This window comes from Rhizobacter fulvus, from assembly GCF_964020785.1.
In genome coordinates this window covers 1,774,688-1,798,749 of record NZ_OZ224516.1, presented here as the reverse complement: position 1 = coordinate 1,798,749, position 24,062 = coordinate 1,774,688, and the positions used below count along the sequence as shown (strand labels likewise).

The window sequence follows — 24,062 nt, the reverse complement described above, 5'->3', positions numbered from 1 at the left end:
ATCCATCCACCGGAGCCGCCCCCATGAGTGATTCCAAGACCTCGAAGTTGCCGCCCATCGCGACGCTCGGCCCGCTGATTGCGCTGCTGCTGGCGGTGATCTTCTTCTCGACGCAGAGCGACCGCTTCCTGTCGGTGCAGAACTTCTCGCTGATCCTGCAGCAGGTGATGGTGGTCGGCACGATCGCGATCGGCCAGACGCTGATCATCCTGACCGCGGGCATCGACCTGTCCTGCGGCATGGTGATGGCGCTGGGCGGGATCGTGATGACCAAGCTGGCGGTCGGCGCGGGCATGAACGCCTACCTCGCGATCGTCTGCGGGCTGCTGGCGTGCATGGCCTTCGGGCTGCTGAATGGGCTCCTGGTCACGCGCATCAAGCTGCCGCCGTTCATCGTCACGCTCGGAACGATGAACATCGCGTTCGCGATCACGCAGCTCTACTCGGGCGCGCAGACCATCACCGACCTGCCGCCGGCGATGACCTTCTTCGGCAACACCGTTTCGCTCGGGACCGCCGCGTTCAACTACGGCACCGTGTTCATGCTGCTGATGTACGCGTTCATGTGGTGGGGCCTGCGCGATACCCAGCCCGGCCGCCATGTCTACGCGGTCGGCAACAACCCGGAAGCGACCCGCCTGACCGGCATCCCGACCGACCGCGTGCTGCTCGGCGTCTACGTGCTGGCCGGCCTGTTCTACGGCATCGCGGCGCTGCTGTCGGTGGCGCGCACCGGCGTCGGCGATCCGAACGCCGGGCAGACCGAGAACCTCGACGCGATCACCGCGGTCGTGCTCGGCGGCACCAGCCTGTTCGGCGGGCGCGGCATCATCCTCGGCTCGCTGCTCGGCGCGGTCATCGTCGGCGTGTTCCGCAACGGCCTCACGCTGATGGGCGTGTCCTCGGTCTACCAGGTGCTGATCACCGGCGTCCTCGTGATCCTCGCGGTGACCACCGACCAACTTTCGCGCAAGGGAGCACGTTGATGAGCACCCCGAACCAATCTTCTCCGCTGGTGATGGAAGCCCGCGGCCTCGTGAAGCGCTACGGGCAGGTGACGGCGCTCGACGGCGCCGATTTCGAACTGCGCGCCGGCGAGATCCTCGCGGTGATCGGCGACAACGGTGCCGGCAAGTCCTCGCTGATCAAGGCGCTGTCCGGCGCGACGATCCCCGACGAAGGGGAGATCAAGCTCGACGGCAAGGTCATCCACTTCAAGAGCCCCGCCGACGCGCGCCGCGAGGGGATCGAGACGGTCTACCAGGACCTGGCGGTGGCGCCGGCGATGTCGATCTCCGAGAACCTGTTCCTCGGCCGCGAGATCATCAAGAGCGGCTTCGTCGCAAAGCTCCTGCGCATCATCGACAAGAGGAAGATGCTGGAGGAAAGCGTCGCACGCATGAACGACCTGAAGGTCGGCATCCGCTCGATGACGCAGGCGGTCGAGACGCTCTCGGGCGGGCAGCGACAATGCGTCGCCGTGTCGCGCGCGGCCGCGTTCGCGCAGCACGTGGTGATCCTCGACGAGCCGACCGCCGCGCTCGGCGTCAAGGAAGGCAACATGGTGCTGGAGCTGATCCGCCGCGTGCGCGACAAGGGCCTGCCCGTCATCCTGATCAGCCACAACATGCCGCATGTCTTCGAGATCGCCGACCGCATCCACATCGCCCGCCTCGGCAAACGTGCGTGCATCGTCAACCCGAAGACGATCAGCATGAGCGACACCGTCGCGGTGATGACCGGGGCCAAGCGGGCCGACGAGCTGCCGGCCGAATGCCTGGCGTGATGAGCGCTGCCGGCGCCGAGAGCAGGTTGCGGCCTCGGGGGTCCAACCATGTCGGCATGCGCCAGTTCAACGAGCGCGTCGTGCTGCAGGCGATCCGGCTGCACGGCAGCGTGCCGAAGGCCGAGATCGCGCGGTTGACGCGCCTGACCGCGCAGACGGTGCAGGTCATCATCGCGCGGCTCGAGGCCGACGGCCTCGTCACCAAGCTCGAGCCGGTGCGCGGCAAGGTCGGCCAGCCCTCGGTGCCGATGGCGCTGAACCCCGACGGCGCGTTCTCGATCGGCATCAAGATCGGGCGGCGCAGCATGGACATGCTGCTGCTCGACTTCACTGGCCAGGTGCGCGAGCGGCTGTCGCTCGACTACGAATTCCCCGACCCCGACACGCTGTTCGCCGAGATCGAGGCGCGCCTGCGCCACCTCACGCTGAGCCTGCCGGTCAAGCTGCGCGGGCGGCTGCACGGGGTGGGCGTCGCCGCGCCGCTGTCGCTCGAAGGCTGGCACGACGTGCTCGGCATCGGCCGCGCGCAGGCCGCCAAGTGGGCGGACATCGACATGCGCGAGCGCATCGCCGCGATGACCGAGCTGCCGGTCGAGTTCGTCAAGGACACCGCGGCCGCCTGCGTCGCCGAGCTGGTGTCCGGGCGCGGCCGCAACATCCGCAGCTTCCTGTACGTGTTCTTCGACACCTTCATCGGCGGCGGCCTGGTGATCGACAGCCAGCTGCGCGCCGGGCCGAGCGGCAACGCCGGCGCGGTCGGCTCGCTGCCGCTCGGCCTGGCCGGCGCGGGCCGTGCGCACGCGCCGGACCAGCTGCTGAGCCACGCGTCGCTGGTCAACCTCGAGGCGCGCTTTGCGGCCGCCGCGCTCGATGTCAACGCCGTCACCGACGCCCGCGCGATGCAAAAGCCCTGGTGGCCGCACACCGAGCGCTGGCTGCGCGACGCGGCGCCGGCGGTCGCGCTGGCCGCGAACAGCGCGGCCTGCCTGCTCGACCTCGACGGCGTGATCGTCGACGGCTCGTTCAGCCGGGAGCTGCTGCGCGCGACGCTGACCGCGATCAACCACGCGCTCGACCAGTACAGCTGGGAGGGCGTCGCGCGCCCGCAGGTGTTCGAGGGCACGATCGGCTCCGATGCGCGCGCGATGGGCGGCGCGCTGTTGCCGCTCTACGCCAACTTCGCGCCGGACCGCGAGTTGTTCCTGAAGCTCGGCGCATGACCTGCAGCGCTGCGGGGGCGCCGGCACAATGACCGCTCACCTGGAGAGTTGCCCATGAACCTCATCACCACGCCGACCGCACCGATCGCCGGCCAGCGCCCCGGCACCTCGGGCCTGCGCAAGAAGGTTGCGGTGTTCCAGCAGCCCGGCCACCTGGAGAACTTCGTGCAGTCGATCTTCGACGCGCTCGAAGGCTTCCAGGGCCAGACGCTGGTCGTCGGCGGCGATGGCCGCTTCCACAACGACGTGGCGATCCAGACGATCGTGCGCATGGCCGCAGCCAACGGCTTCGGCCGCGTGCTGGTCGGCCAGCGCGGCATCCTGTCGACGCCGGCGGCCAGCTGCGTGATCCGCAAGCATGTGGCGTTCGGCGGGATCATCCTGTCGGCCAGCCACAATCCCGGTGGCCCGGACGGCGACTTCGGCATCAAGTACAACACCGGCAACGGCGGTCCCGCGCCCGAGAAGATCACCGAGGCGATCTACGCCAACACCCAGCGCATCGCGCGCTACCTGACGACCGACACGCCCGATGTCGACCTCGGCACGCAGGGCAGCAGCCAAGTCGGTGCGATGCAGGTCGTCGTGATCGATTCGGTCGCCGACCATGCCGACCTGCTGGCATCGCTGTTCGACTTCGAGCGCATCGGCGCGCTGTTGCGCGGCGGGGCGTTCCGTCTCTGCTTCGATGCGATGCATGCAGTCACCGGCCCCTACGCGCACGAGATCTTCATCGAGCGCCTCGGTGCACCGGCCGCCAGCGTGATCAACGGCGTGCCGCTGCCCGACTTCGGTGGCGGCCACCCGGACCCGAACCCCACGTACGCCGAAGACCTGATCAAGGTCATGTTTGCCAGCGACGCTCCTGATTTCGGCGCCGCGAGCGACGGCGACGGCGACCGCAACATGATCGTCGGTCGCCGCTTCATCGTGACGCCGAGCGACAGCCTTGCGGTGCTGGCCGCGAACGCGCATCTGGTGCCCGGCTACGCGGGCGGGCTGAAGGGCGTCGCGCGCTCGATGCCGACCAGCGCCGCGGTCGACCGCGTTGCCGCGAAGCTCGGCATCGCGTGCTACGAGACGCCGACCGGCTGGAAGTTCTTCGGCAACCTGCTCGATGCCGGCCAGGTCACGCTGTGCGGCGAGGAGAGCGCCGGCACCGGCAGCGACCACGTGCGCGAGAAGGACGGCGTCTGGGCCGTGCTGTTCTGGCTCAACATCCTGGCGGTGCGCGGCGAATCGGTCGAGGCGATCCTGCGCGACCACTGGCGCACCTACGGCCGCAACTACTACTCGCGCCACGACTACGAAGGCGTCGACAGCGCGGCCGCGAACGGCCTGGTCGCTCACCTGCGCGAATCGCTCGCGACGCTGCCCGGCCAGGTCATCGACGGTGCGACGATCGCGAGCGCCGACGACTTCTCGTACACCGACCCGGTCGACGGCTCGGTCAGCAGCGCGCAGGGCATCCGGATCGGGCTGGCCGACGGCTCGCGGATCGTGTTCCGGCTGTCCGGCACCGGCACCGAGGGCGCGACACTGCGGGTCTACCTCGAACGCTTCGAGCCCGATCCGGCGCAGCACGCGGTCGAGACCCAGCAGGCGCTGGCGCCGCTGATTGCGCTGGCCGACACGCTCGCCGGCATCCGCGAACGCACCGGTCGAACTCAGCCGACCGTGATCACCTGAAACTCAAGCGCGGCGTCGTCGCCACTGTGCCGCGCAGATGGCGCCGAGCCCCCCGAGCAACAGCGCATAGCTGCTGGGTTCGGGCACCGGCGACACGTCGACGAATTCGAGGACGTAGACCAGAAACCGGGCGTCGGACGGCCCGATCAGGCTCGAGTTGGTCGCATGCACATGAAGGGTTCCGGATTCGGTCAAGGTGTCGGCCGTCGCGCCGCTCCGGGTCTGGAACGTGACGACCTCCTCGCTGATCGAAACGTAGGGGTTGGCCCCCCGCGGCTCGACCCGACCCACCACGATCTGGGCATAGGCCAACTCGTAGCCGGTCGGCTGTGGGCCGCAGTTCGGGAGCGTCTCGCCGGTGCAGAACTGGTAGGTCCGCAAGGCGGGCAGCCCGTCGTCGGCGAGCATGACCGTGTAGTCCCAGTACCAGTCGCGAGACTCGCCCGGCGGCACGACGATGTCGACGAGGCCGGTGTCGACACCGTAGGTCGAAGTGGTCGTTTGGAGGACGACCGGAACCTGTCCGTGCGGCGTCAGCGCCACCTTGGCGCTGGCGTTCGCGAGCGCGCTGGTGTTCGACGACAGCGCCGCGGCGACCGTCAGAAACAGCCCGATGGCCTTGTGCATGATGATCTCGTGAATGCGGATGCCGAAGCCGGCGGTCCGTTGACGGTACGGCAAAAGCACGGATGGACTTTGAGTTGCCTCAAGCTCTGCCGGCGGTCGCGGGCGTCAGCGTGAGCCGAACATCATCTGCCGCGCCAGCGCCGACTTGGCAGGCCCGATCAACTGCAGCGCAGCCAGCCCGAGACCGCGGGCCGCGCCGGCGCCGGGCAGCTTCCAGGTGAAGCTGCGGGCGAGGAAATCGGTCGCCGCGATCATCGCCCAGCGGTCGGGGCCGCGCTGCCATTCGAGACGGCGCAGCACCGCGTCGACATCCGGGTTGCGGGACAGCGCATGCACCAGCTCGAACGCATCGCGCAGCCCGAGGTTCAGGCCCTGGCCGGCGACCGGGTGCAGCGTCTGGGCGGCGTTGCCGATGCGCACCGTGCGGCCGTCGGTCAATGTGCGTTCGGCGCTGAGGCCGAGCGCGAAGTCCTTCAGCGGCGTGACCGACGCGATGCGGCCGGCGGCCGGGTGGAAGATGCTGTTGAGCACGGTCACGCGCTGCGCCGCGTCGAGCTCGCGCACCGGGTCGTCGTCGGTCGGCACGCACCAGACCAGGCCGGCACCGCCGGCCTTCAGCGGCAGCAGCGCGGCCGGGCCGTGGCGCGTGAAGCGCTCGAACGCGACGCCCTTGGCCCGCGTCGCGTCGTCCTCGAACGTCACCTGGCCGACCCACGCGGTCTGGCGGTAGTCGTGCCGGATCGTCGGGCGCTCGGTCACGCCCACGAGCTGGCGCGACGGGTCGGTGGTGAACACGCCGCCCTCGGCCACGATCGCCAGGTCGAAGCGCTCGGCGATGCCGGCATCGACCTCGATCCCATGCTCCAGGTTCTTCAGCGCCGCGACCGGCTGGCCGAAGCGGCTGTGCAGACGCTTCGGCGCCGCGGCCTCGGCCGCCAGCCACGCCTGCTGCAGGGGTGCCACGATGCTGCCGTAACTCAGCACCGCGCCGAGCAGCGGCACCGCCTCGTCGACCGCGCGGATGCGCAGCTCGGGTTCGCCCAGCAGATCGGCCAGCCGACCCGGCAGCGGCAGCATCGACGGCGGTTGCTGCGACACGTGGACCTCGAGGATCGGCTGCGCCAGCTCGGCGCGCCACGCGCCGAGCCGCTCGAGCAGCTGCACGCTGCCGAGCGACAGCGCCAGCGTGCGCGGGTCGCCGGACACGTCCTTGTCGACCGGGCGCGCGTCGAACAGCGTCACCTGCGAATCGGGCAGCGCGCGCGCCGCTTGCAGCGCGAGCGCCAGGCCGACCGGGCCGGCGCCGATGACCGCGATGTGGAGCGCTGTGACGGGTGGGGTTTCAGGCATGCGGACTCACCCGTTGCAGGGGGTTGAAAAAGGAGGCTCCGGCGTATTATTCGCCGCACCCGGATCCCCGGGGGTTCTGGAGGAGCGATCTGCCATGGCGCTGATGGATTTCATCAAGAAACAGTTCATCGACATCATCGAGTGGATGGAGACGGGCGACGGCACGCTCGCCTGGCGCTACCCGATGGCGGACCGCGAAATCCAGAACGGCGGCTCGCTGACGGTGCGCGAGTCGCAGATGGCCGTGTTCGTCAACGAGGGCAAGATCGCCGACGCGTTCGGCCCCGGCCGCTACACGCTGACGACCGCGACCTTGCCGATCCTGACTTACCTGAAGAACTGGGACAAGCTCTTCAAGAGCCCGTTCAAGAGCGACGTCTATTTCTTCAGCACGCGACAGCAGGTCGACCAGCGCTGGGGCACGACCCAGCCGGTGACCATCCGCGACAAGGACTTCGGCGCCGTGCGGCTGCGCGCGTTCGGCAACTACAGCTACCGGATCGCCGATCCTAAGCTGTTCCACACCGAGATTTCCGGCACGCGCGATACCTACACCGTGGCCGACCTCGACGGCCAGCTGCGCGGGCTGATGCTGCAGCACATCTCGGATGCGGTGGCCTCCAGCGGCGTCGCGTTCCTCGACCTCGCGGCCAACCAGGTCGAGTTTGCGAAGGCGCTGCTCGACGCGACCGCGCCGTCGTTCGCCGCGCTCGGCCTCAAGCTCGAGAGCGTGACGATGCAGAGCGTCTCGCTGCCCGAGGAGCTGCAGAAGATCCTCGACCAGAAGATCGGCATGGGCATGGTCGGCGGCGACATGGGCAAGTTCATGCAGTACCAGACCGCGCAGGCGATCCCGAAGTTCGCCGAGGGGGCGGCCAACGGCGGCGGCGTGGTCGGCGACGCGATGGGCCTGGGCGCCGGGGTCGCGCTCGGCCAGGTGATGGCCCAGCAGCTCGGCCAGGGCCTGAGCGCGAATGCGCCCGGGGCGCCGGCTGCGGCCGCCGGTGCTGCCGCGGCGGTGGGCGTGAAGCCCGAGGACGTGATGGCCACGCTCGAGAAACTCGGCGAACTCAAGACCAAGGGCATCCTGACCCAGGACGAGTTCGACGCGAAGAAGGCGGAGCTGCTGAAGAAGCTCGTCTGACCTGGCCAGCGCCCACTTGGCCACCGAACCGTCCCCGCAGCGCGCCTACCGCGCGGCGTGTCCCAACTGCGGCGCGCCGGTCGAGTTTCGATCGGCGGCGTCGGCGTTCGCCGTCTGCAGCTTCTGCAAGAGCACGGTCGTGCGCGAGGGCGACGCGCTGCGCAAGATCGGCGAGAGCGCCGAGGTCTTCGACGACTTCTCGCCGCTGCAGCTGGGCGCCGCCGGCACCTACCAGGGCGCGGCGTTCACGCTGGTCGGCCGACTGCAGTACCGCTACAGCGACGGCACGTGGAACGAATGGCACGTGCTGTTCGACAGCGGCAAGTCCGGCTGGCTGAGCGAGGACAACGGCCGCTACGTGATCGCGTTCGACGCGCCGCTGGCCGCCCCGGCGCCGGCGGCGGGCAGCCTGCGCGCCGGCGCACCGGTGCAGGTGGAAGGGCAGGCGTGGTCGGTCGCGTCGATCACGAGCGCCACGCTGCTGGCCGCGCAGGGCGAGCTGCCGCGCCGGCCGAACGGGGCCGGCAGCTTCGTCGTCGCCGACCTGCGCAACACCCGCGGCGAGGTCGGCACGCTCGACTACAGCGAACGCGACGCTCCCGGCTGGTCGATCGGCCGCTCGGTGGCGTTGAGCGAGCTCGCGCTGACCGGGCTCGCGGACGCGACCGAGAAGACGCTGAAGGGCAAGACCGTCGAATGCCCGAGCTGCGGCACCGCGCTCGAGATCAAGCTCGCGACGACCCAATCGATCGTCTGCACCCAGTGCCATGCGGTGGTCGACGTGTCGCAAGGCGTCGGCGGCGCGCTGCAGCATTACGCGCAGGCCAACGGCAGCGAGCCGCAGATCCCGCTCGGCAGCACCGGCACGCTCGCGCTCGGCAAGGCGGCGCTGCCGTGGCAGGTGGTCGGCTACGCCGAGCGCTGCGAGGTCGACCAGGGCGAAGGCGATGAGCAGACCGTCTGGCGCGAGTACCTGCTGTACCACCGCACCGAAGGCTTCGCGTTCCTGGTCGACGCGCAGGACGGCTGGAGCTGGACCGCGCCGCTGACCGGCGTGCCGTCCGGCAGCGGGCAGGTCGTGAGTTACCAGGGCGCGACCTACCGCAAGCTCTACGACTACACCGGCATGGTCACCTACGTGCTGGGCGAGTTCTACTGGCAGGTCACGCGCAACCAGCGCACGTTCAACAGCGACTACCAGGGCACCGGCAGTGCCGGCGCCAAGCGCCTGAACCGCGAGCAGACCGGCGACGGTGCGACGCAGGAGGTGGTCTGGTCGGGCGGCGAGACGCTGTCGGCCGAGACGGTGCTGAAGGCCTTCCGCCTCGCGCCCGACAAGAGCGCCGCGCTGCAGCGCGATGCGTTGCCGACGTCGCTGAACGGTGCGTCGCTGCTCGCCAAGATCTTCTTCTGGGCCTTCGTCGTGATCGTCGTGCTGATGCTGTTCCGTTGCAGCCGCGGCGGGAGGTCGTCCAATTGCGATGAGGTGCGCAGCACCTTTGGCGCGGCCTCGTCCGAGTACCAGAACTGCCTGAACAGCAACCGCAGCGGCGGCGGCTACTACGGCGGCACCGGCGGTTCGTTCGGTGGCTTCTCCAGCGGCGGCGGCCACAAGTAGCTTCACAGTTTTCGACAGGAGGTTCGCGATGAACGGAATTGAATGGCTGAAGCCCGGCGTGGTCGCCGGCTCGATCCTCTACGCGCTGATCGGCGTGGCGATCTTCTGGATCTGCTTCGTGATCGTCGACAAGCTCACGCCCTACGACCTGTGGAGCGAGATCGTCGAGAAGAAGAACGTCGCGCTGGCCATCGTCGTCGGCGCGATGTGCATCGCGATCGGGCTGATCGTCGCGGCCGCGGTCCACGGGTGAATCCAGCGCCGCGCCCGGCCGAGGTCGCGCTACTCGCGTCGGTCTTCGTCGTCGCGGCCTGCGGGCTGGTCTACGAGCTCGCGGCCGGCACGCTGGCGAGCTACCTGCTGGGCGACTCGATCCTGCAGTTCTCGACCGTGATCGGCGCCTACCTGTTCGCGATGGGCGTCGGTTCGTACCTGTCGCGCTTCTTCGAGCGGCAGCTGGTCGCGCACTTCCTGCGCATCGAACTGCTGGTCGGTCTCGTCGGTGGGCTGATGCCGGTGGCGCTGTTCGCGCTGCAGTCGCTCGCGAGCAGCTCGTTCCGCTTCGCGCTGTACGCGCTGGTGCTGCTGGTGGGCATCCTGGTCGGGCTGGAGATCCCGCTGGTGATGCGCATCCTGCGGCGCCACCAGCACGGCGGCATCGGCAAGCTCGTCTCGCAGGTGCTGACCTTCGACTACCTGGGCGCGCTCGCGGTCGCGGTCGCGTTCCCGCTGCTGCTGGTGCCGCACCTCGGGCTGATCCGCACCGGCGCGCTGTTCGGTTTGATGAACGCGGCGGTGGCAGTCTGGGCGCTGCTGCTGTTCCGCGGCGAGCTGCGCCGCTTGGGCGCGCACGCGCTCGCGTGCGCCGCGACGATCGCCGCGCTGCTCGCCGCATTCGCCGCGGCCGACCACGTGACCACTTGGGCCGAGGACCGCTTCTATGCCGACACCGTGCTGTTCAGCGAATCGACCCCGTACCAGCGCGTCGTCGTCACCGCCAGCCCGCAGGGCGTGCGCCTCTTCCTGAACGGCAACCTGCAGTTCCACTCGCGCGACGAGTACCGGTATCACGAGGCGCTGGTCCACCCGGCGATGGCGGCACACGGGGCGCCGAAACAGGTGCTGGTGCTCGGTGGCGGCGACGGCATGGCGGCGCGCGAGATCCTCAAGTACCCGAGCGTCGAACGGGTCACGCTGGTCGAGCTCGATCCGCGCATGACGCAGCTGTTCTCGATCCAGCCGCTGCTGCGCCAGTTGAACCGCGATGCGTTGCTGTCGCCGAAGGTGCACATCGTCAACGCCGATGCGTTCGGCTGGCTCGAGCAGGACGCCGGCCGCTACGACGTGATCGTGGTCGACTTCCCCGACCCCACCAACTTCTCGATCGGCAAGCTCTACACCTCGAGCTTCTACCGCCTGCTCGACCAGCACCTCACGGCGAGCGGCTACGCGGTCGTGCAGACGACTTCGCCGCTGATCGCGCGCAAGAGCTTCTGGACCGTCGCGACCACGCTGGAGGCCGCGGGCCTCGCGACCACGCCGTACCACGCGCACGTGCCGAGCTTCGGCGAATGGGGCTTCATCCTCGCGAGCCGCCGGCCGTTCCGGATGCCGACCGCGCTGCCCGCCGGCCTGCGCTTCCTGTCGCCGGCCGACCTGCCGACGCTGTTCAACTTCCCGCTCGACATGGCGCGCGTGCCGACCGAGGTGAACCGACTCTCCAACCAGGTGCTGGTGCAAACCTTCGAAGAGGAATGGGGCAAGGTGCACCAGTGACGTCGCCCGCGACGATCCGCCGCCGCACGCTGCTGGCGGGCGCCGCGCTCGCGCCGCTGGCGGCCTGCACGCGCGATGCGCCGGCCGCCTACGGCGGCGGCTGGATCGGCGCGAGCGCGCAGCGCGGGCACCGTGTGCGCGATCGGGACGCGCTGCTGCGCGCCGCACCGGCCGTGCAGCGCCGCGTCGGCGCGATCGTGGTCGGCGCCGGCGTGTCGGGCCTGGCCGCCGCACGCGCGCTGGCGCGTGCCGGTATCGACGACGTCCATGTGTTCGACCTCGAAGACGCGGCCGGCGGCAACAGCCGCGGCCACGCGATCGCCGGCATGCGTTGCCCGCTGGGAGCCCATTACCTGCCGGTGCCCGGCGAGCACGCGGTCGAGGTGATCGACCTGCTCGAAGCACTCGGCGTGCGGCGCACCGAGCAGGGCCGGGCGGTCTACGACGAACGGATGCTGTGCCACAGCCCGCAGGAGCGGCTGCACATCGAGGGCTTCTGGCACGACGGGCTGCTGCCGCCGATCGAGGCGCTGCCGCCGGCGCAACGCGCCGACACGCTCGCGCAGTACCGCCGCTTCGGTGCGGCGGTCGACCCGGCCGGTGCCGCCGGCGCGTTCGCGATGCCGACCGCGCGCAGCCCCTGGAGCGCGCAGCTCGGCGCGCTCGACGCGGTCACCTTCGCGGCGTGGCTCGACGCGCAGGGCCTGAACGCGCCGGCGCTGCGCTGGTACCTCGACTACTGCTGCCGCGACGACTACGGCGCCGGTGCCGCGCAGGTCTCGGCCTGGGCCGGGCTGCACTATTTCGCGAGCCGGCACGGCTTCCACGCGCCCGGTGACGCGGCGGAGGAGCGCGACGGCGTGCTGACCTGGCCGGAGGGCAATGCCTGGCTCGCGCGGCAACTCGCGCAGCCGCTGCGGGACCGGCTGCACACCGGTTGCGTCGCGCTGCGGGCCACCGAGGCGCGCGACGCGGTCGCAGTCGATCTGTGGAACGTGGCCGCGCAGCGCGGCGAGCGCTGGCAGGCCGCGCATGTGGTGATGGCGGTGCCGTTGTTCGTTGCGCAGCGGCTGCTCGCTGCACCGCCGGCCGCGTTGGCGGCGGCCGCTGCGGTGCCGCATGCGCCGTGGCTGGTCTCGAACCTGCACCTGGGCGAACCGCTGGACGAGCGGCCCGGCGCGCCGCTGTCCTGGGACAACGTGGTCTACGAGCCCGCGCGGGCCGAGCCCACGCTCGGCTACGTCGACGCGATGCACCAGAGCACGCGCAGCCTGCCGGGCCCGACCGTGCTGACCGCGTACTGGGCGCTCGGCGGCGATTCGCCCGCGCAACTGGCGGCGGCGCGCGCGCGGCTGCTGGAGCAGCCGTGGTCGACCTGGGCCGGCGCCGTTGTGGCCGATCTGGCGCGCGTCCACGCCGACCTGCCCGGCAAGCTGAAGCAGATCGACCTGATGCGCTACGGCCACGCGATGAGCGTGCCGGTGCCGGGCGTGCGCAGCAGCGCGGCGCTGCGCGCGCTGGCGGTGCCGCAGCGCCGCGTCCACTTCGCGCACACCGACCTGTCGGGCTACTCGGTGTTCGAGGAGGCGATGTACCAGGGCGCGCGCGCGGCGGCCCAGGTCGTCCGGCGCGACGCCGGCGAGTGAGCGGGCGGTCGCTCAGTCGTCCAGCGGTGCCGGCCGCGTCCGGCGGTCCATGCCGGACTGGGTGTAGAAGTCGCGCTTGGCCGCGAACATGCGGTCGTCGGCGCGCGACACCATCGCCTCGAGCCGCTCGCCGGCCTGCGCGGTCGCGCAGCCCATCGCCAGGCTGAGCACCGCGCCGGGGTAGTACTGGTTGTTCAGGTCCACCAGCGACTGAATGCGCTCGATCATCGCGGTGCCGGCGCGCTCGTCCTCGCCCGGCATCAGCAGCACGAACTCGTCGCCGCCGATGCGCGCAGCACAGGCGGGCTTGTCCGCCAGCTTGCCGAGCACCTCGCCGGCGCGACGCAGCAGCGCATCGCCCGCGGCGTGGCCGGCCTGGTCGTTGGTCGCCTTCAGCCGGTTCAGGTCGATCGCGACGATCGTCACCGGCCACGGGCCCTTGCGTTCCAGGCGGTGCAGTTCGTCCTCGAAGTACGCGCGGTTGCGCAGCTGCGTCAGCACGTCGTGCTTGCCCAGGTATTCGAGGTAGGCCTCGGCCTTCTTGCGCGCGGTGATGTCGATCAGCGCGACCTGCACCAGGCGCCAGTCGTGCTCCGCCCCGGGCAGCACCGAGAACTGCAACAGCACGTTGATCAGCTCGCCGTCGAGCCGGTAGTTGATGACCTCGCGGTGCTGCATCAGCTTGCCGTGCCACAGGTCGATCAGCTGCTCGGCGAACGGCGTGTGCATCTCGTCGCGGAACACCCGGTCGATGTTGCGCAGCAGCGTGTCCTTGTCGGGCGCGTGGAACATCTCGAGCGTGCGGCGGTTCACGTCGATCACGCGGATTTCCTGCATGCAGCGGGTCACGAACTCCGGGTGCACCTGCGTGAACACGCGAAAGTCCTCGATGCCGCGGGCACGCAGGTCGTCGAGCAGGCGCTTGATGGCGCTGAAGTCCTCGACCCACAGCGAGACCGGCGAATCCTCGAACAGGCCGCGCGCGTAGCGCTCCGATTGCGCGAGGCGCGCCTCGGCCCGGCTGCGCTCGGTGACGTCCTCGATCGCGACCAGCACGCGCGACCAGTCGTCGGCATGGCCGGGCAGCACGCTGCCGTTGACGAGGATGTCCAGGGGCTGCCCGTCCAGGGTGTAATTGACGGTCTGGCTGGCGAACGCGAGCTTGCCGTCCCACAACGCGACCAGCTCGTCGATGTGCGTCTCCAGCATCGCGTCGCGGAACACCCGGTCGAGGTTGGCCACCAGTTGCGCGGTGTCGGCGGCGCCGAACAGCGTCAGCGTGCGGCGGTTGACCTTCAGCACCTTCAGGCAGCGGCTGCACTCGGCCACGCGCGCGCGGTCGGCGTTCAGGTGCGCGCGCAGGTCGGTCACGCCGACGGCGCGCCAGGTCGCGAACAGCTCGTGCAAGGCACTGTAGTCCTCGAGCCAGAGCGACACGGGCGCGAGCTCGAACATCTCCTCGTAGTCGGTGGTCATGCGGCGTCGCGCATCAGCGCCTCGATGGCGCCGGCCTCGACCGGCACGCCGCGGCTGATCAGCTCGCAGCCGGTGTCCGTGACGACCGCATCGTCCTCGATGCGGATGCCGATGTGCCAGAAGCGCTCCGGCACGCCGAGCGCCGGGCGCACGTACAGCCCAGGCTCCAGCGTCACGACCATGCCTGCTTCGAGCAGGCGCGACGGCTTGGCGTGGATGGTGCGGCCGGCGCCATCGAGTCGCTCGACCGGCGCCTCGCCGAGCGAGAGGTACTCGCCCACGTCGTGCACGTCGCGACCCAGCCAGTGGCCGGTGCCGTGCATGTAGAACTGGCGGTAGGCGGTCGCGGCGATCGCGTCGTCGAGGCCGCCGACCACGTCGCGGTCGAGCAGCCCCGCATCCAGCATGCCTTGCGTGAGCACGCGCACCGCGGCGTGATGCGCGTCGAGGTGGCGCGCGCCGGGACGGGTGACGGCCGCCGCGGCCTGCTGCGCAGCGAGCACGATGTCGTAGAGCTCGCGCTGCGCCGGCGTGAATCGGCCATCGGCCGGGAAGGTGCGGGTGATGTCGCTCGCGTAGCCGTCGAGCTCGCAGCCCGCGTCGATCAGGCACAGCTCGCCGGCGCGCAGCTCGGCGTCGCTGGCGGCGTAGTGCAGCACGCAGGCGTTCGCGCCGGCCGCGACGATGGACGGGTACGCCGGGCTCTGCGCGCCGCGGCGGCGGAACTCGTGCAGCAGCTCGGCCTCGATCTCGTACTCGCGCACCGTGCCGTCCGGCGCGGCGCGGAAGCGTGCGGCCGAGAAGCGCATCGCGCGGGCGTGCGCGTCGGCGCTGATCTGCGCGGCGCGGCGCATCGTCGCGAGTTCGGCGGCGTCCTTGCGCACGCGCATCTCGGCGAGCAGCGGCGCGAGGTCGCGCACCGCAGTCGGCGCCTCGACCCCGCTGCGCGCGCGCGACCGCAGCGTCGCGAGCCAGCCGTCGATGCGGGGCACCACGCCCGCGCCGGGCTCGAACGGGAACCAGACCGCAGGCGCACCGGCGAGCCACTCGAGCATGAAGGCGTCGAGCGTCTCGATGTCGAACGCGCTGTCCACGCCGAGCGCAGCGGGCGCCGCGTCGACGCCGAGCCGCACGCCTTCCCAGATCTCCATCTCGGGGTTCTTCGCGCGGCAGCCGATCGCGCACGCGCCGCTCGCGTTCAGCACCAGCCAGGCGCCGGGCTCGTCGAAGCCGGTCAGGTGGTGGAACGAGCTGTCGTGGCGGTACGGGTGGTCGTTGTCGCTGTTGCGGTTGCGCTCGGGCGCGGTCGGGATGACGGCCACGCCGCCGCCGGCCGCGCGCAAGGCCGCCGCGAGTCGCGCGCGCCGCGCGGGGTAGACGGAGGAATCCATGCCCGAACTGTAGCCGGGCCACGCCGCGCCAGCGGCAGCGCGGTGCATCGGCTAACCTCGCCGCACTCTCGACACGAACATCGGAACACACCATGCAATACCGACGACTGGGCCGCAGCGGCCTGCAGGTCAGCGAACTCTCGCTCGGCTCCTGGGTCACGTACCACAATCAGGTGGACACGGCCGCCGCGACCGAGATGCTGGCCGCCGCGATGGACGGCGGCGTCAACTTCTTCGACAACGCCGAGGTCTACGCCAATGGCGAGAGCGAGCGCGTGATGGGCGCGGCGTTCAAGGCGCTGAAGTGGCCGCGTCTGAGCTACGTGGTCTCGACCAAGTTCTTCTGGGGGCTGGCGACCGAGGGCGCCGGCATCAACCGAAAGAACACGCTGAACCGCAAGTACCTGATGCAGGCCATCGACGGCTCGCTGCAGCGCATGGGTCTCGACCACATCGACCTGGTCTACTGCCACCGCCCCGACCCGGCCACGCCGATCGACGAGACGGTGCGCGCGATGAGCGACATGATCACGCAGGGCAAGGCGCTCTACTGGGGCACCAGCGAATGGAGCGCCGGCGAGATCCGCGCCGCGTGGGACATCGCCGACCGCCATCACTTGCACAAGCCGGTGGTGGAGCAGCCGCAGTACCACCTGTTCCACCGCCAGCGGGTCGAGAAGGAGTATTCGCGGCTCTACGACGACATCGGCCTGGGCCTGACGACCTGGAGCCCGCTGGCCAGCGGCCTGCTCACCGGCAAGTACAAGGACGGCATCCCGCCCGGCAGCCGCGGCGCGCTCGAGAACATGGGTTACCTCGCCAAGAGCCTGACCGACGCGAAGAAGCTCGCCGCCGTCGAGCAGCTGGCGCCGATCGCGGCGGAGCTGGGCTGCAGCGTCGCGCAACTGGCGATCGCGTGGGCCGCGAAGAACCCGCGTGTCAGCACCGTGATCACCGGCGCGTCGAAGCTGTCGCAGCTGCAAGCGAACCTGGGCGCGGTCGACGTGATCGCGAAGCTGACGCCCGAGGTGATGGCGCGGATCGACGCGATCAGCGCACCGATCGCGCAATGAACGCCACGCGCCCGGTCAGGGGCGCTTGAACACGCGCCACGCGTACCAGGCGCCGGTGCCCAGCAGCGCGACGACGCCGAGCCGGCGCGCACTGCGCAGGCTGCGGCGCAGTCCGAACGCCGGCGCCAGCCCGCCGACCAGCGCGGCGGCGGTGCGGTAGCGGCGCAGCAGCCTCAGCCCCAGCGCGAGCCAGCCGGCGGTGTTCGCCGGCAGCTGGTTCGCGCCGAACAGCGCCTGCCCGACGCCGCCGGGCAGCGCCGAGCGCAGCAGGTGCGGCACGCTCGCGGCCTGGCGCACGCGGCCCAGGTCGCTGCGCAGCATGCTGCGCTCGAAGGCGATGCGGGTGAGCAGCAACTGCTTGCGGGCGTCGCGGTCCATCATCGTCATCACGCGGTCCTCAAGGTCGCTCGGGCGCCGCGCTGGACGGCTCCGGAGCGGCCTCGCCGCGCATGAACGCGGCATCGTTGCGCAACTCGGTCAGCGTGTCGGCCAGCAGCGGCGGGTGACCCCGCAACCGCTCGCGCAGCCACAGCAGCACGGCGACGCCGGCCACGAGGTACACCAGCGCGATCCAGCCGAGCACCGCGTAGCCCAGCGTCGACCACAGCGCGAGGGCGATCCAGGCCGAGAGCGCCAGCGCCGCGCCGGCCAGCAGCAGCGCCGCGGCGAACGCAGCGACCAGCGTGAACACCAGCCGCGCGCGCGCTTCGCCGAGCTCGATGCTGGCCAGCTCGAGCCTGCTTTGCAGCATGCCGAACAGGCCGCCGCCGAGGCGCGTCAACGCCTCCAGCAGTCCCGGGTCGTCACGGCTCATTCGCGAGTCTCGGGAGCCGGATCAGCGACGGCCGATCAGCAGCCCGATCACGACGCCGACGCTGGCGGCGGCGACGATCGAGCGCCACGGGTTCTCGTGCACGTAGTCGTCGGTCGCGGTGGCGGCGGCCTTGCCCTTCTGCACGGCGGCGGACTGGGCGTCGTCGATCTTGGCGCGCAGCGCCTTCAGCTGCTGCATGGCCTTGGCGCGCAGCTCGGCAGCGCGTTCGCCGGTGCTGTTGGCGGCCTGGGTGAGCATGTCCTCGGCGCCGCTGATGGCGTCGTTGACGGCGGTCTGGGCGGCGTCCGAAATCTCGGCGGCGGTGGCTTTGGCGTTCATCGGGGGGTTCCTTCGTTCATGGCGCACACATCGACGGCCAGCCGCTGCGCTCGGTGCGGCCAGCCCGGGAGAAGGGTCCCAACGATCAGCAATCCTCGTGCCGCGCTCTCGTGTGATCCGGGGCGGCTGCTCCTGCAGCCATCATAGTGCGCGAATCGCGCGAATCAGCGAATCAGCGAATCAGCGATTCAACGTGTCCAACTGCGCCGGCGTGCCGACGTTCTCCCAGGCGCCGGCGTAGACCTCGGCCGTGATGCGCCGCTGGCGCATGCCGTCGAACAGCAGCGGCGCGAGCGCGACCTTGGTGCCGGGCACGACGCCGGCCACCAGCGCGCCGCGCATCAGTGCGAAGTTGGCATAGGTCCAGGTGCGGCCGTCAGGCCCCGGGCCATCGGCCAGGCCGTACCCGTCGGCGTCGAGGCCGAAGTCACCGCGGGGATGGAACGGCGGGTTCGGGACAAGCCAGAGGTGAGCCTGCGCGCTGCCCGCGGCGAAGCGCTCGACCGCCGCGGCGTCGAAGCCGAAGTCCGGCGCATGGATGTCGCCGGAGACGACCCAGAACGGCTCGTCCGTGTGGTCGACCAGCAGCGGCAGCGCCGTCGCGATGCCGCCGGCGGTCTCCAGCGCGCCGCCGAAGTCGCGGCCTTCCATCGAATAGCGCAGCGCCACGCCGAAGCGCGCGCCGTCGCCGAGCGCCGCGACGATCTGGTCCCCCAGCCACGCGGTGTTGACGACGATCTCGCGCACGCCGGCTCGCGCCAGCGCCTCGATGTGCCACTCGATCAACGGTTTGCCGCGCACCGGCAGCAGCGGTTTGGGCGTGTGGTCGGTCAGCGGCCGCATCCGCTGGCCGCGGCCGGCCGCCAGGATGATGGCCTTCATGACGACCCCTCGCGACCGCGTTCGAGCGCATGGCGTTCGACCCGGCCCGGCGCGAAAGCGGCCAGCAGCGCTTCGAGGAGCGCGTGCGCGCGCGCCGAGTTGTCGCCGCCAAGGTTGCAGACGTAGACATCCAGCGTCACGCCGCCGATCTCGGGCCAGGTGTGGACGGCGAGGTGCGATTCGGCCAGCAGCACCACCCCGGTGATGCCCACCGGCGCACCGGCCGGCACGCCGGGCGCCGGCGCGAAGCGGTGGAACAGTTCGGCGACCGGCTGCAGGCCAGCCGCCTGCACGGCGTCGACGCACACGCGGCGCAGCGCGTCGGGCTCGGTCATCGGCGCGCGGGCGACGGGGCAGTCGCGCAGGTCGGCGGTCAGGTGCAGTCCGTGCATCGCGCGGATTATCCCGGGCTCGCCGGGCGGCCGGCGAGCGCCCCGGGCCCGCCGACGGCCGCCCCTAAAATGGCGGGCTTTCCGCCCACCCGCAACGGACCCGCATGGCCACCCACTCCAACCCCACCAACGCGACCCTGATGGCCAACTCGATCCGCGCGCTCGCGATGGACGCGGTCCAGCAGGCCAATTCTGGCCACCCCGGCGCCCCGATGGGCATGGCCGACATGGCCGTCGCGCTGTGGGGCCGCCACCTGCGTCACAACCCCGGCAACCCGCAGTGGGCGAACCGCGACCGCTTCGTGCTCAGCAATGGCCACGCGTCGATGATCCTGTACGCGCTGCTGCACCTCACTGGCTACGACCTGCCGATGAGCGAGCTGCGCAATTTCCGCCAGTTGCACAGCAAGACGCCGGGCCACCCCGAGCACGGCCTGACGCCAGGCGTCGAGACCACGACCGGCCCGCTCGGCCAGGGCATCGCGAACGCGGTCGGCATGGCGCTGGCCGAGAAGCTGCTAGCGAAGGAATTCAACCGCGAGGGCCACGCCATCGTCGACCACCACACCTACGTGTTCCTGGGCGACGGCTGCATGATGGAAGGCATCAGCCACGAGGCGGCCGCGCTGGCCGCGGCGTGGAAGCTCGGCAAGCTGATCGCGCTGTACGACGACAACGGCATCTCGATCGACGGGCAGGTCAAGCCCTGGTTCGTCGACAACACGCCCGAGCGCTTCCGCGCCTACGGCTGGAACGTGATCGCCGAGGTCGACGGCCACGATGCGGACGCGGTGGACGCCGCGATCCAGCAGGCGATCGCGCAGGGCAGCGGCACCGCGCCGGGCGGCGGCAAGCCGACGCTGATCTGCTGCAAGACCGTCATCGGCCAGGGCTCGCCGAACCGCGCCGGCACGGCCAAGGCCCACGGCGAGGCGCTCGGCGCCGACGAGATCAAGCTGACCCGCGAGGCGATCGGCTGGACCCCTTTGCCCTTCGTGATTCCCGAGGAGTCGTACTCGCTGTGGGACGCGCGCCAGCAGGGCCTGGCCGACGAGACCGCCTGGGTCGACGCGTTCGCCGCCTACGCCAAGGCCTACCCCGAACTCGCGGTCGCGTTCGCGCGCCGCATGGACAACGAGCTGCCGAAGAACTGGTCGCAGACGGTGGTCGACGCCGCCGTCGCCGCGCAGACCAAGGCCGAGACCGTCGCCAGCCGCAAGGCCAGCCAGCTCGCGCTCGAGGCCTTCACGAAGGCGCTGCCCGAGCTGATCGGCGGCAGCGCCGACCTGACCGGCTCGAACCTCACCAACACCAGCAGCACCGCGCCGTTCCGCCTCGAGGCCGACGGCAGCTCGAACGGCGGGCGCCACATCAACTACGGCGTGCGCGAATTCGGCATGGCCGCGGTGATGAACGGCATCGCGCTGCACGGCGGGCTGATCCCGTACGGCGGCACCTTCCTCACCTTCAGCGACTACAGCCGCAACGCGATCCGCATGGCCGCGCTGATGAAGCAGCGCGTCATCCACGTCTTCACGCACGACAGCATCGGCCTGGGCGAAGACGGGCCGACCCACCAGTCGATCGAGCATGCGGCGTCGCTGCGGCTGATTCCGGGGCTGGACGTCTGGCGCCCCTGCGACACCGCCGAGACCGTGATCGCCTGGGCCTGCGCAATCGAGAACACCGGCCGCCCGAGCGCGCTGCTGCTGTCGCGCCAGAACCTGCCATACGCGCCGAAGAAGTCGCTCGACGGCATTTCCAAAGGTGGCTACGTGCTGGCGGAGCCGAGCGAGGTCGGCCTGAACAAGAAGGCGCAAGCGGTGATCCTCGCGACCGGCTCGGAAGTGCAGCTCGCGCTGCATGCACAGCAGGAGCTCGCCAAGCGCGAGAACGGCGGCATCGCCGTCACGGTGGTCTCGATGCCGTCGACCACGGTGTTCGACCGCCAGACCGAGGCCTACAAGACCAGCGTGCTGCCCAAGGGCGTGCCGCGGATCGCGGTCGAGATGGGCGTGACCGGCGGCTGGTGGAAGTACGGCTGCGCGGCCGTCGTCGGCATCGACACGTACGGCGAATCGGCGCCGGCCCCGGTGTTGTTCAAGCACTTCGGCTTCACGACCGAGAATGTCGTGGCCACAGTCCGTCAGGCGCTCGGCAAGCGCTGAAGCGCGAATCGGCTCGCGATCGAATTTTTCCCCGACGCACCCGCGTCCTTTCCCTGTAGAAGTCGACTGAGACAACGACCATGACCCCGAGCCGATACGCCGCCCCGATCCGTGCCACCCTGGCACTCCTCGCCACCGCCGCCGCGCTGGCCACCGCGCCCGTTGCGGCGCAGACGCTGACCTCCATCAAGGTCGAGCCCGCGATCGCGCGCGTCGGCCAGCCGGTCACGCTGACCGCGCAGTTCGACATCAGCAAGGGCCTGAACTGCAATGTGCGTGTGCGCTTCGGCGACGGCGTGCAGGACGACTTCAAAGTCAACCAGGAGAAGGACGCGACGATGGTGATGACGCACGTCTACCAGAAGCCGGGCGACTACACGGTCGATGTCGAGCCGCGCCGCGCATTGCCGCTGCTGGGATGCCTGGGCGCGCAACTGCATGCCAAGGTCGCCGTGGCGGCGGCTGCACCTGCCGCCGCACCGGCCAAGGCTGCGGCACCGCAGCGCTGCCCGGACGGCTGGACGCTGGTCGCCAAGAGCGTCAACAAGAAGACCGGCGCGTTCCAGTGCAGCGCCAAGCCGAATGCCGTCGCGCCGGCGACGCGCCCGGCCTGCCCGGGCGAGCTGACCTACGTGGAGAATCTGAAGAAAGGCCAGATCGGCTGCCGTCCCTGACCGCCGCCGGCGCCATGCCCCGCTTTCCGAACCCTGAGTCCTCCAAGGAGATTTTCAAATGACCATCAAGATCGGCATCAACGGCTTCGGCCGCATCGGGCGCATGGTGTTCCGCGCCGCCATCCAGAACTTCGAGGAGATCGAGGTCGTCGGCATCAACGACCTGCTCGAGCCCGAGTACCTGGCCTACATGCTGCAGTACGACTCGGTGCACGGCCGTTTCAAGGGCACGATCGCGGTCGACGGCAACACCCTGATCGTCAACGGCAAGAAGATCCGCCTGACGCAGGAACGCGACCCCGCGAACCTGAAGTGGGCCGACGTCGGCGCGGACATCGTCGTCGAGGCCACCGGCCTGTTCCTGACCAAGGAGACCGGCCAGAAGCACATCGATGCGGGCGCGAAGAAGGTGATCATGTCGGCGCCGTCGAAGGACGACACGCCGATGTTCGTCTTCGGCGTCAACGACAAGACCTACGCCGGCCAGACGATCATCTCGAACGCCTCGTGCACGACCAACTGCCTGGCGCCGGTCGCGAAGGTGCTGCACGACAAGTGGGGCATCAAGCGCGGCCTGATGACCACCGTGCACGCGACTACCGCGACGCAGAAGACCGTCGACGGCCCGTCGAACAAGGACTGGCGCGGCGGCCGCGGCATCCTCGAGAACATCATCCCGTCGTCGACCGGTGCGGCCAAGGCCGTCGGTGTCGTGATCCCGGAGCTGAACAAGAAGCTGACCGGCATGTCGTTCCGCGTGCCGACCTCCGACGTCTCGGTGATCGACCTGACCGTCGAACTGGTCAAGGAAGCGAGCTACAAGGAGATTTGCGCCGAGATGAAGGCGCAGTCCCAGGGTGCGATGAAGGGCGTGCTCGGCTATACCGAGGACAAGGTTGTCTCGACTGACTTCCGCGGCGAATCGATGACCTCGGTGTTCGACGCCGAGGCCGGCATCGCGCTCGACGGCACCTTCGTCAAGGTCGTGTCCTGGTACGACAACGAGTGGGGCTACTCGAACAAGGTGCTCGAGATGGTGCGCGTCGTCGCCAAGTAAGCGGCAGCAGCAACGAGAAGGGCGCCCGAGGGCGCCCTCTTTCATGGCCGATCGAACCGCGTTCGCTCAGCGCCAGTGCCGCCCGCCGCGCCAGCCGCCGACGTAGCCGATGCCGAAGCTGATCGACGGCGCGCCGTAGTAGTACGGCGCAGCGGGGTAGTAGTAGACCGGCGGCGGCAGCGGGTCGTAGTAGACCGGCTGCGGCTGCGGCTGCGGCGGCGCGGGCTCGGCGCTCGCCACCGGTGTGTCGTAGGTCGGCACCGGGGTCGACATCACCGGCGCGGGGACGGCGTTGCCGTTCACATCGGCCGGCTGCACGCTGACCGCCAGCCGCTGCCCCGGGTCGCGCGCCAGCCGCGTGCTGTAGCGCTGGCCGGCGTAGTCGTACATCACGTCGTAGCCGACGATGCGGTTCTCGTAACGCGTGGCGGTCTGGCAGCGCCGCACCGGCACCGCGGTGGCCGGCTGGCCATCGGCCTCGATCTGGTTGCCGATCACGGACCCTGCGACGGCGCCGATCCCGGTGGCGGCCGCGCGCCCGAAGCCGCCGCCGACCGTGTGGCCAAGCAGCCCGCCGGCGATGGCGCCGACCACCGCGCCGGCGCCGCTGGGCGCGGGTTGCACGAGTTGCTGCGCGTCGCTGCAGTTCTGCCGCTGCACCGGGACGGTGGCGGTGACGGGCGTCGACGAGACGACAGTGGCGTACTCGGCCGCAAAGGCCGCGGGTGCGGCGCACGCCGCACCGATTGCGGCGGCGGCCAGCAGTGGGTGAAGGGCTTGGCGCATGGTCTGGCTCCTGAGTGGATCGAGGGGTTCGCAACCCCGGCGATCAAAGCATACGCGCCGGCCTGAATGCATTCGCGTGCGCGGCGTAAAGAAGCGTTGCCATGAGGGCGCAAGCGTGTGTTGTTGACAAAACTTTTCGGCCGGTCACTGGGCG

The 24,062-nt window shown here is 70.3% G+C and carries 23 protein-coding genes; 13 read left to right on the top strand and 10 right to left on the bottom strand.

The genetic code is table 11. The annotated features are described in order from the left end of the window. Positions 1-23 precede the first annotated feature (23 nt). Genes ACWH49_RS08615 through ACWH49_RS08600 form a run of 4 tightly spaced genes read left to right on the top strand, consistent with a single transcriptional unit; the run spans position 24 to position 4,695 of the window. Positions 24-986, top strand: coding sequence for an ABC transporter permease (locus ACWH49_RS08615; protein ID WP_448171081.1), 963 nt, complete (start codon positions 24-26; stop codon positions 984-986). Next, entirely contained in the window at positions 986-1,786 is an 801-nt protein-coding gene (locus tag ACWH49_RS08610) for an ATP-binding cassette domain-containing protein (RefSeq protein WP_448171080.1), read from the top strand. Before ACWH49_RS08615 ends, ACWH49_RS08610 begins: the two co-directional genes overlap by 1 nt. 56 nt (positions 1,787-1,842) lie before the next feature. Continuing rightward, a complete protein-coding gene (locus tag ACWH49_RS08605; RefSeq protein ID WP_448171079.1) occupies positions 1,843-3,006 on the top strand; it encodes an ROK family transcriptional regulator in 1,164 nt (387 codons plus the stop codon). A 54-nt stretch (positions 3,007-3,060) separates the two neighbouring features. Then, the gene (locus ACWH49_RS08600; RefSeq protein WP_448171078.1) at positions 3,061-4,695 is read left to right on the top strand and encodes an alpha-D-glucose phosphate-specific phosphoglucomutase; all 1,635 of its coding nucleotides are present in this window, start codon (positions 3,061-3,063) and stop codon (positions 4,693-4,695) included. A gap of 3 nt (positions 4,696-4,698) precedes the next feature. Here the strand turns inward: ACWH49_RS08600 and ACWH49_RS08595 are convergent, their stop codons facing one another. Continuing rightward, positions 4,699-5,382, bottom strand: coding sequence for a PEP-CTERM sorting domain-containing protein (locus tag ACWH49_RS08595; RefSeq protein ID WP_448171077.1), 684 nt, complete (start codon positions 5,380-5,382; stop codon positions 4,699-4,701). Between the two features lie 45 nt (positions 5,383-5,427). Beyond that, positions 5,428-6,672 carry an FAD-dependent monooxygenase gene (locus ACWH49_RS08590; RefSeq protein ID WP_448171076.1) on the bottom strand — a complete coding sequence of 415 codons (1,245 nt, stop codon included), beginning with the start codon at positions 6,670-6,672 and terminating at the stop codon, positions 5,428-5,430. Positions 6,673-6,766: 94 nt separating this feature from the next. Here ACWH49_RS08590 and ACWH49_RS08585 point away from each other — a divergent pair, with 94 nt between their 5' ends. The 5 genes from ACWH49_RS08585 to ACWH49_RS08565 are packed head-to-tail and all read left to right on the top strand — an operon-like array spanning position 6,767 to position 12,856. Beyond that, the gene (locus ACWH49_RS08585) at positions 6,767-7,816 is read left to right on the top strand and encodes an SPFH domain-containing protein (protein WP_448171075.1); all 1,050 of its coding nucleotides are present in this window, start codon (positions 6,767-6,769) and stop codon (positions 7,814-7,816) included. Positions 7,817-7,832: 16 nt separating this feature from the next. After that, the gene (locus ACWH49_RS08580) at positions 7,833-9,434 is read left to right on the top strand and encodes a DUF4178 domain-containing protein (protein ID WP_448171074.1); all 1,602 of its coding nucleotides are present in this window, start codon (positions 7,833-7,835) and stop codon (positions 9,432-9,434) included. 28 nt (positions 9,435-9,462) lie between these two features. After that, entirely contained in the window at positions 9,463-9,687 is a 225-nt protein-coding gene (locus ACWH49_RS08575) for a DUF350 domain-containing protein (RefSeq protein ID WP_056466275.1), read from the top strand. Continuing rightward, positions 9,642-11,210, top strand: coding sequence for a polyamine aminopropyltransferase (locus ACWH49_RS08570; protein ID WP_371262118.1), 1,569 nt, complete (start codon positions 9,642-9,644; stop codon positions 11,208-11,210). The genes ACWH49_RS08575 and ACWH49_RS08570 overlap by 46 nt, the downstream gene beginning before the upstream one ends. After that, positions 11,207-12,856, top strand: coding sequence for an FAD-dependent oxidoreductase (locus ACWH49_RS08565; RefSeq protein WP_448171073.1), 1,650 nt, complete (start codon positions 11,207-11,209; stop codon positions 12,854-12,856). Before ACWH49_RS08570 ends, ACWH49_RS08565 begins: the two co-directional genes overlap by 4 nt. Positions 12,857-12,868: 12 nt before the next feature. Here ACWH49_RS08565 and ACWH49_RS08560 read toward each other — a convergent pair whose 3' ends face one another. Both ACWH49_RS08560 and ACWH49_RS08555 read right to left on the bottom strand, forming a co-directional pair. Then, positions 12,869-14,332 carry a sensor domain-containing diguanylate cyclase gene (locus tag ACWH49_RS08560; protein ID WP_448171072.1) on the bottom strand — a complete coding sequence of 488 codons (1,464 nt, stop codon included), beginning with the start codon at positions 14,330-14,332 and terminating at the stop codon, positions 12,869-12,871. Beyond that, entirely contained in the window at positions 14,329-15,723 is a 1,395-nt protein-coding gene (locus ACWH49_RS08555) for an aminopeptidase P N-terminal domain-containing protein (RefSeq protein WP_448171071.1), read from the bottom strand. Before ACWH49_RS08555 ends, ACWH49_RS08560 begins: the two co-directional genes overlap by 4 nt. A gap of 92 nt (positions 15,724-15,815) precedes the next feature. Here ACWH49_RS08555 and ACWH49_RS08550 point away from each other — a divergent pair, with 92 nt between their 5' ends. Then, on the top strand, positions 15,816-16,796 hold the full coding sequence (locus tag ACWH49_RS08550; protein ID WP_448171070.1) for a potassium channel beta subunit family protein: 981 nt from the start codon (positions 15,816-15,818) through the stop codon (positions 16,794-16,796). A gap of 15 nt (positions 16,797-16,811) precedes the next feature. Here the strand turns inward: ACWH49_RS08550 and ACWH49_RS08545 are convergent, their stop codons facing one another. The 5 genes from ACWH49_RS08545 to speD all read right to left on the bottom strand — a co-directional run bounded on the left by ACWH49_RS08545 (position 16,812) and on the right by speD (position 19,223). Continuing rightward, positions 16,812-17,183, bottom strand: a complete 372-nt coding sequence (locus ACWH49_RS08545) for a hypothetical protein (protein ID WP_448171069.1) — start codon at positions 17,181-17,183, stop codon at positions 16,812-16,814. A gap of 10 nt (positions 17,184-17,193) precedes the next feature. Beyond that, the gene (locus tag ACWH49_RS08540) at positions 17,194-17,610 is read right to left on the bottom strand and encodes a phage holin family protein (RefSeq protein WP_448171068.1); all 417 of its coding nucleotides are present in this window, start codon (positions 17,608-17,610) and stop codon (positions 17,194-17,196) included. Between the two features lie 21 nt (positions 17,611-17,631). Beyond that, complete coding sequence (locus ACWH49_RS08535; RefSeq protein ID WP_056466254.1) at positions 17,632-17,949, bottom strand: DUF883 family protein; 318 nt, start codon at positions 17,947-17,949, stop codon at positions 17,632-17,634. 180 nt (positions 17,950-18,129) lie between these two features. Next, complete coding sequence (gene murU / locus ACWH49_RS08530) at positions 18,130-18,831, bottom strand: N-acetylmuramate alpha-1-phosphate uridylyltransferase MurU (protein ID WP_448171067.1); 702 nt, start codon at positions 18,829-18,831, stop codon at positions 18,130-18,132. Further along, positions 18,828-19,223 (bottom strand): adenosylmethionine decarboxylase, encoded by a 396-nt coding sequence (gene speD, locus ACWH49_RS08525; protein WP_448171066.1) that lies wholly within the window; start codon positions 19,221-19,223, stop codon positions 18,828-18,830. Before speD ends, murU begins: the two co-directional genes overlap by 4 nt. 104 nt (positions 19,224-19,327) lie before the next feature. On the opposite strand from speD, the gene tkt reads away from it, so the two are divergent. The 3 genes from tkt (at position 19,328) to gap (ending at position 23,122) form a co-directional block, all read left to right on the top strand. Then, positions 19,328-21,391 (top strand): transketolase, encoded by a 2,064-nt coding sequence (tkt, locus tag ACWH49_RS08520; RefSeq protein ID WP_448171065.1) that lies wholly within the window; start codon positions 19,328-19,330, stop codon positions 21,389-21,391. 80 nt (positions 21,392-21,471) lie between these two features. Then, positions 21,472-22,065 carry a PKD domain-containing protein gene (locus tag ACWH49_RS08515; RefSeq protein ID WP_448171064.1) on the top strand — a complete coding sequence of 198 codons (594 nt, stop codon included), beginning with the start codon at positions 21,472-21,474 and terminating at the stop codon, positions 22,063-22,065. Between the two features lie 58 nt (positions 22,066-22,123). After that, positions 22,124-23,122: a type I glyceraldehyde-3-phosphate dehydrogenase gene (gap, locus tag ACWH49_RS08510; protein WP_056466239.1), complete on the top strand. Its 999-nt coding sequence runs from the start codon at positions 22,124-22,126 to the stop codon at positions 23,120-23,122. Between the two features lie 66 nt (positions 23,123-23,188). Here gap and ACWH49_RS08505 read toward each other — a convergent pair whose 3' ends face one another. After that, positions 23,189-23,908: a glycine zipper 2TM domain-containing protein gene (locus tag ACWH49_RS08505; protein WP_448171063.1), complete on the bottom strand. Its 720-nt coding sequence runs from the start codon at positions 23,906-23,908 to the stop codon at positions 23,189-23,191. Positions 23,909-24,062: the final 154 nt, after the last annotated feature.

Excerpts from the sequence above, each read along its gene's own strand:
- ACWH49_RS08615 (WP_448171081.1), top strand. The coding sequence starts at position 24 with ATGAGTGATTCCAAGACCTCGAAGTTGCCGCCCATCGCGACGCTCGGC.
- ACWH49_RS08610 (WP_448171080.1), top strand. The coding sequence starts at position 986 with ATGAGCACCCCGAACCAATCTTCTCCGCTGGTGATGGAAGCCCGCGGC.
- ACWH49_RS08605 (WP_448171079.1), top strand. The coding sequence starts at position 1,843 with ATGCGCCAGTTCAACGAGCGCGTCGTGCTGCAGGCGATCCGGCTGCAC.
- ACWH49_RS08600 (WP_448171078.1), top strand. The coding sequence starts at position 3,061 with ATGAACCTCATCACCACGCCGACCGCACCGATCGCCGGCCAGCGCCCC.
- ACWH49_RS08590 (WP_448171076.1), bottom strand. The coding sequence starts at position 6,672 with ATGCCTGAAACCCCACCCGTCACAGCGCTCCACATCGCGGTCATCGGC.
- ACWH49_RS08585 (WP_448171075.1), top strand. The coding sequence starts at position 6,767 with ATGGCGCTGATGGATTTCATCAAGAAACAGTTCATCGACATCATCGAG.
- ACWH49_RS08575 (WP_056466275.1), top strand. The coding sequence starts at position 9,463 with ATGAACGGAATTGAATGGCTGAAGCCCGGCGTGGTCGCCGGCTCGATC.
- ACWH49_RS08560 (WP_448171072.1), bottom strand. The coding sequence starts at position 14,332 with ATGACCACCGACTACGAGGAGATGTTCGAGCTCGCGCCCGTGTCGCTC.
- ACWH49_RS08555 (WP_448171071.1), bottom strand. The coding sequence starts at position 15,723 with ATGGATTCCTCCGTCTACCCCGCGCGGCGCGCGCGACTCGCGGCGGCC.
- ACWH49_RS08550 (WP_448171070.1), top strand. The coding sequence starts at position 15,816 with ATGCAATACCGACGACTGGGCCGCAGCGGCCTGCAGGTCAGCGAACTC.
- ACWH49_RS08545 (WP_448171069.1), bottom strand. The coding sequence starts at position 17,183 with ATGACGATGATGGACCGCGACGCCCGCAAGCAGTTGCTGCTCACCCGC.
- ACWH49_RS08540 (WP_448171068.1), bottom strand. The coding sequence starts at position 17,610 with ATGAGCCGTGACGACCCGGGACTGCTGGAGGCGTTGACGCGCCTCGGC.
- ACWH49_RS08535 (WP_056466254.1), bottom strand. The coding sequence starts at position 17,949 with ATGAACGCCAAAGCCACCGCCGCCGAGATTTCGGACGCCGCCCAGACC.
- murU (WP_448171067.1), bottom strand. The coding sequence starts at position 18,831 with ATGAAGGCCATCATCCTGGCGGCCGGCCGCGGCCAGCGGATGCGGCCG.
- speD (WP_448171066.1), bottom strand. The coding sequence starts at position 19,223 with ATGCACGGACTGCACCTGACCGCCGACCTGCGCGACTGCCCCGTCGCC.
- tkt (WP_448171065.1), top strand. The coding sequence starts at position 19,328 with ATGGCCACCCACTCCAACCCCACCAACGCGACCCTGATGGCCAACTCG.
- ACWH49_RS08515 (WP_448171064.1), top strand. The coding sequence starts at position 21,472 with ATGACCCCGAGCCGATACGCCGCCCCGATCCGTGCCACCCTGGCACTC.
- gap (WP_056466239.1), top strand. The coding sequence starts at position 22,124 with ATGACCATCAAGATCGGCATCAACGGCTTCGGCCGCATCGGGCGCATG.
- ACWH49_RS08505 (WP_448171063.1), bottom strand. The coding sequence starts at position 23,908 with ATGCGCCAAGCCCTTCACCCACTGCTGGCCGCCGCCGCAATCGGTGCG.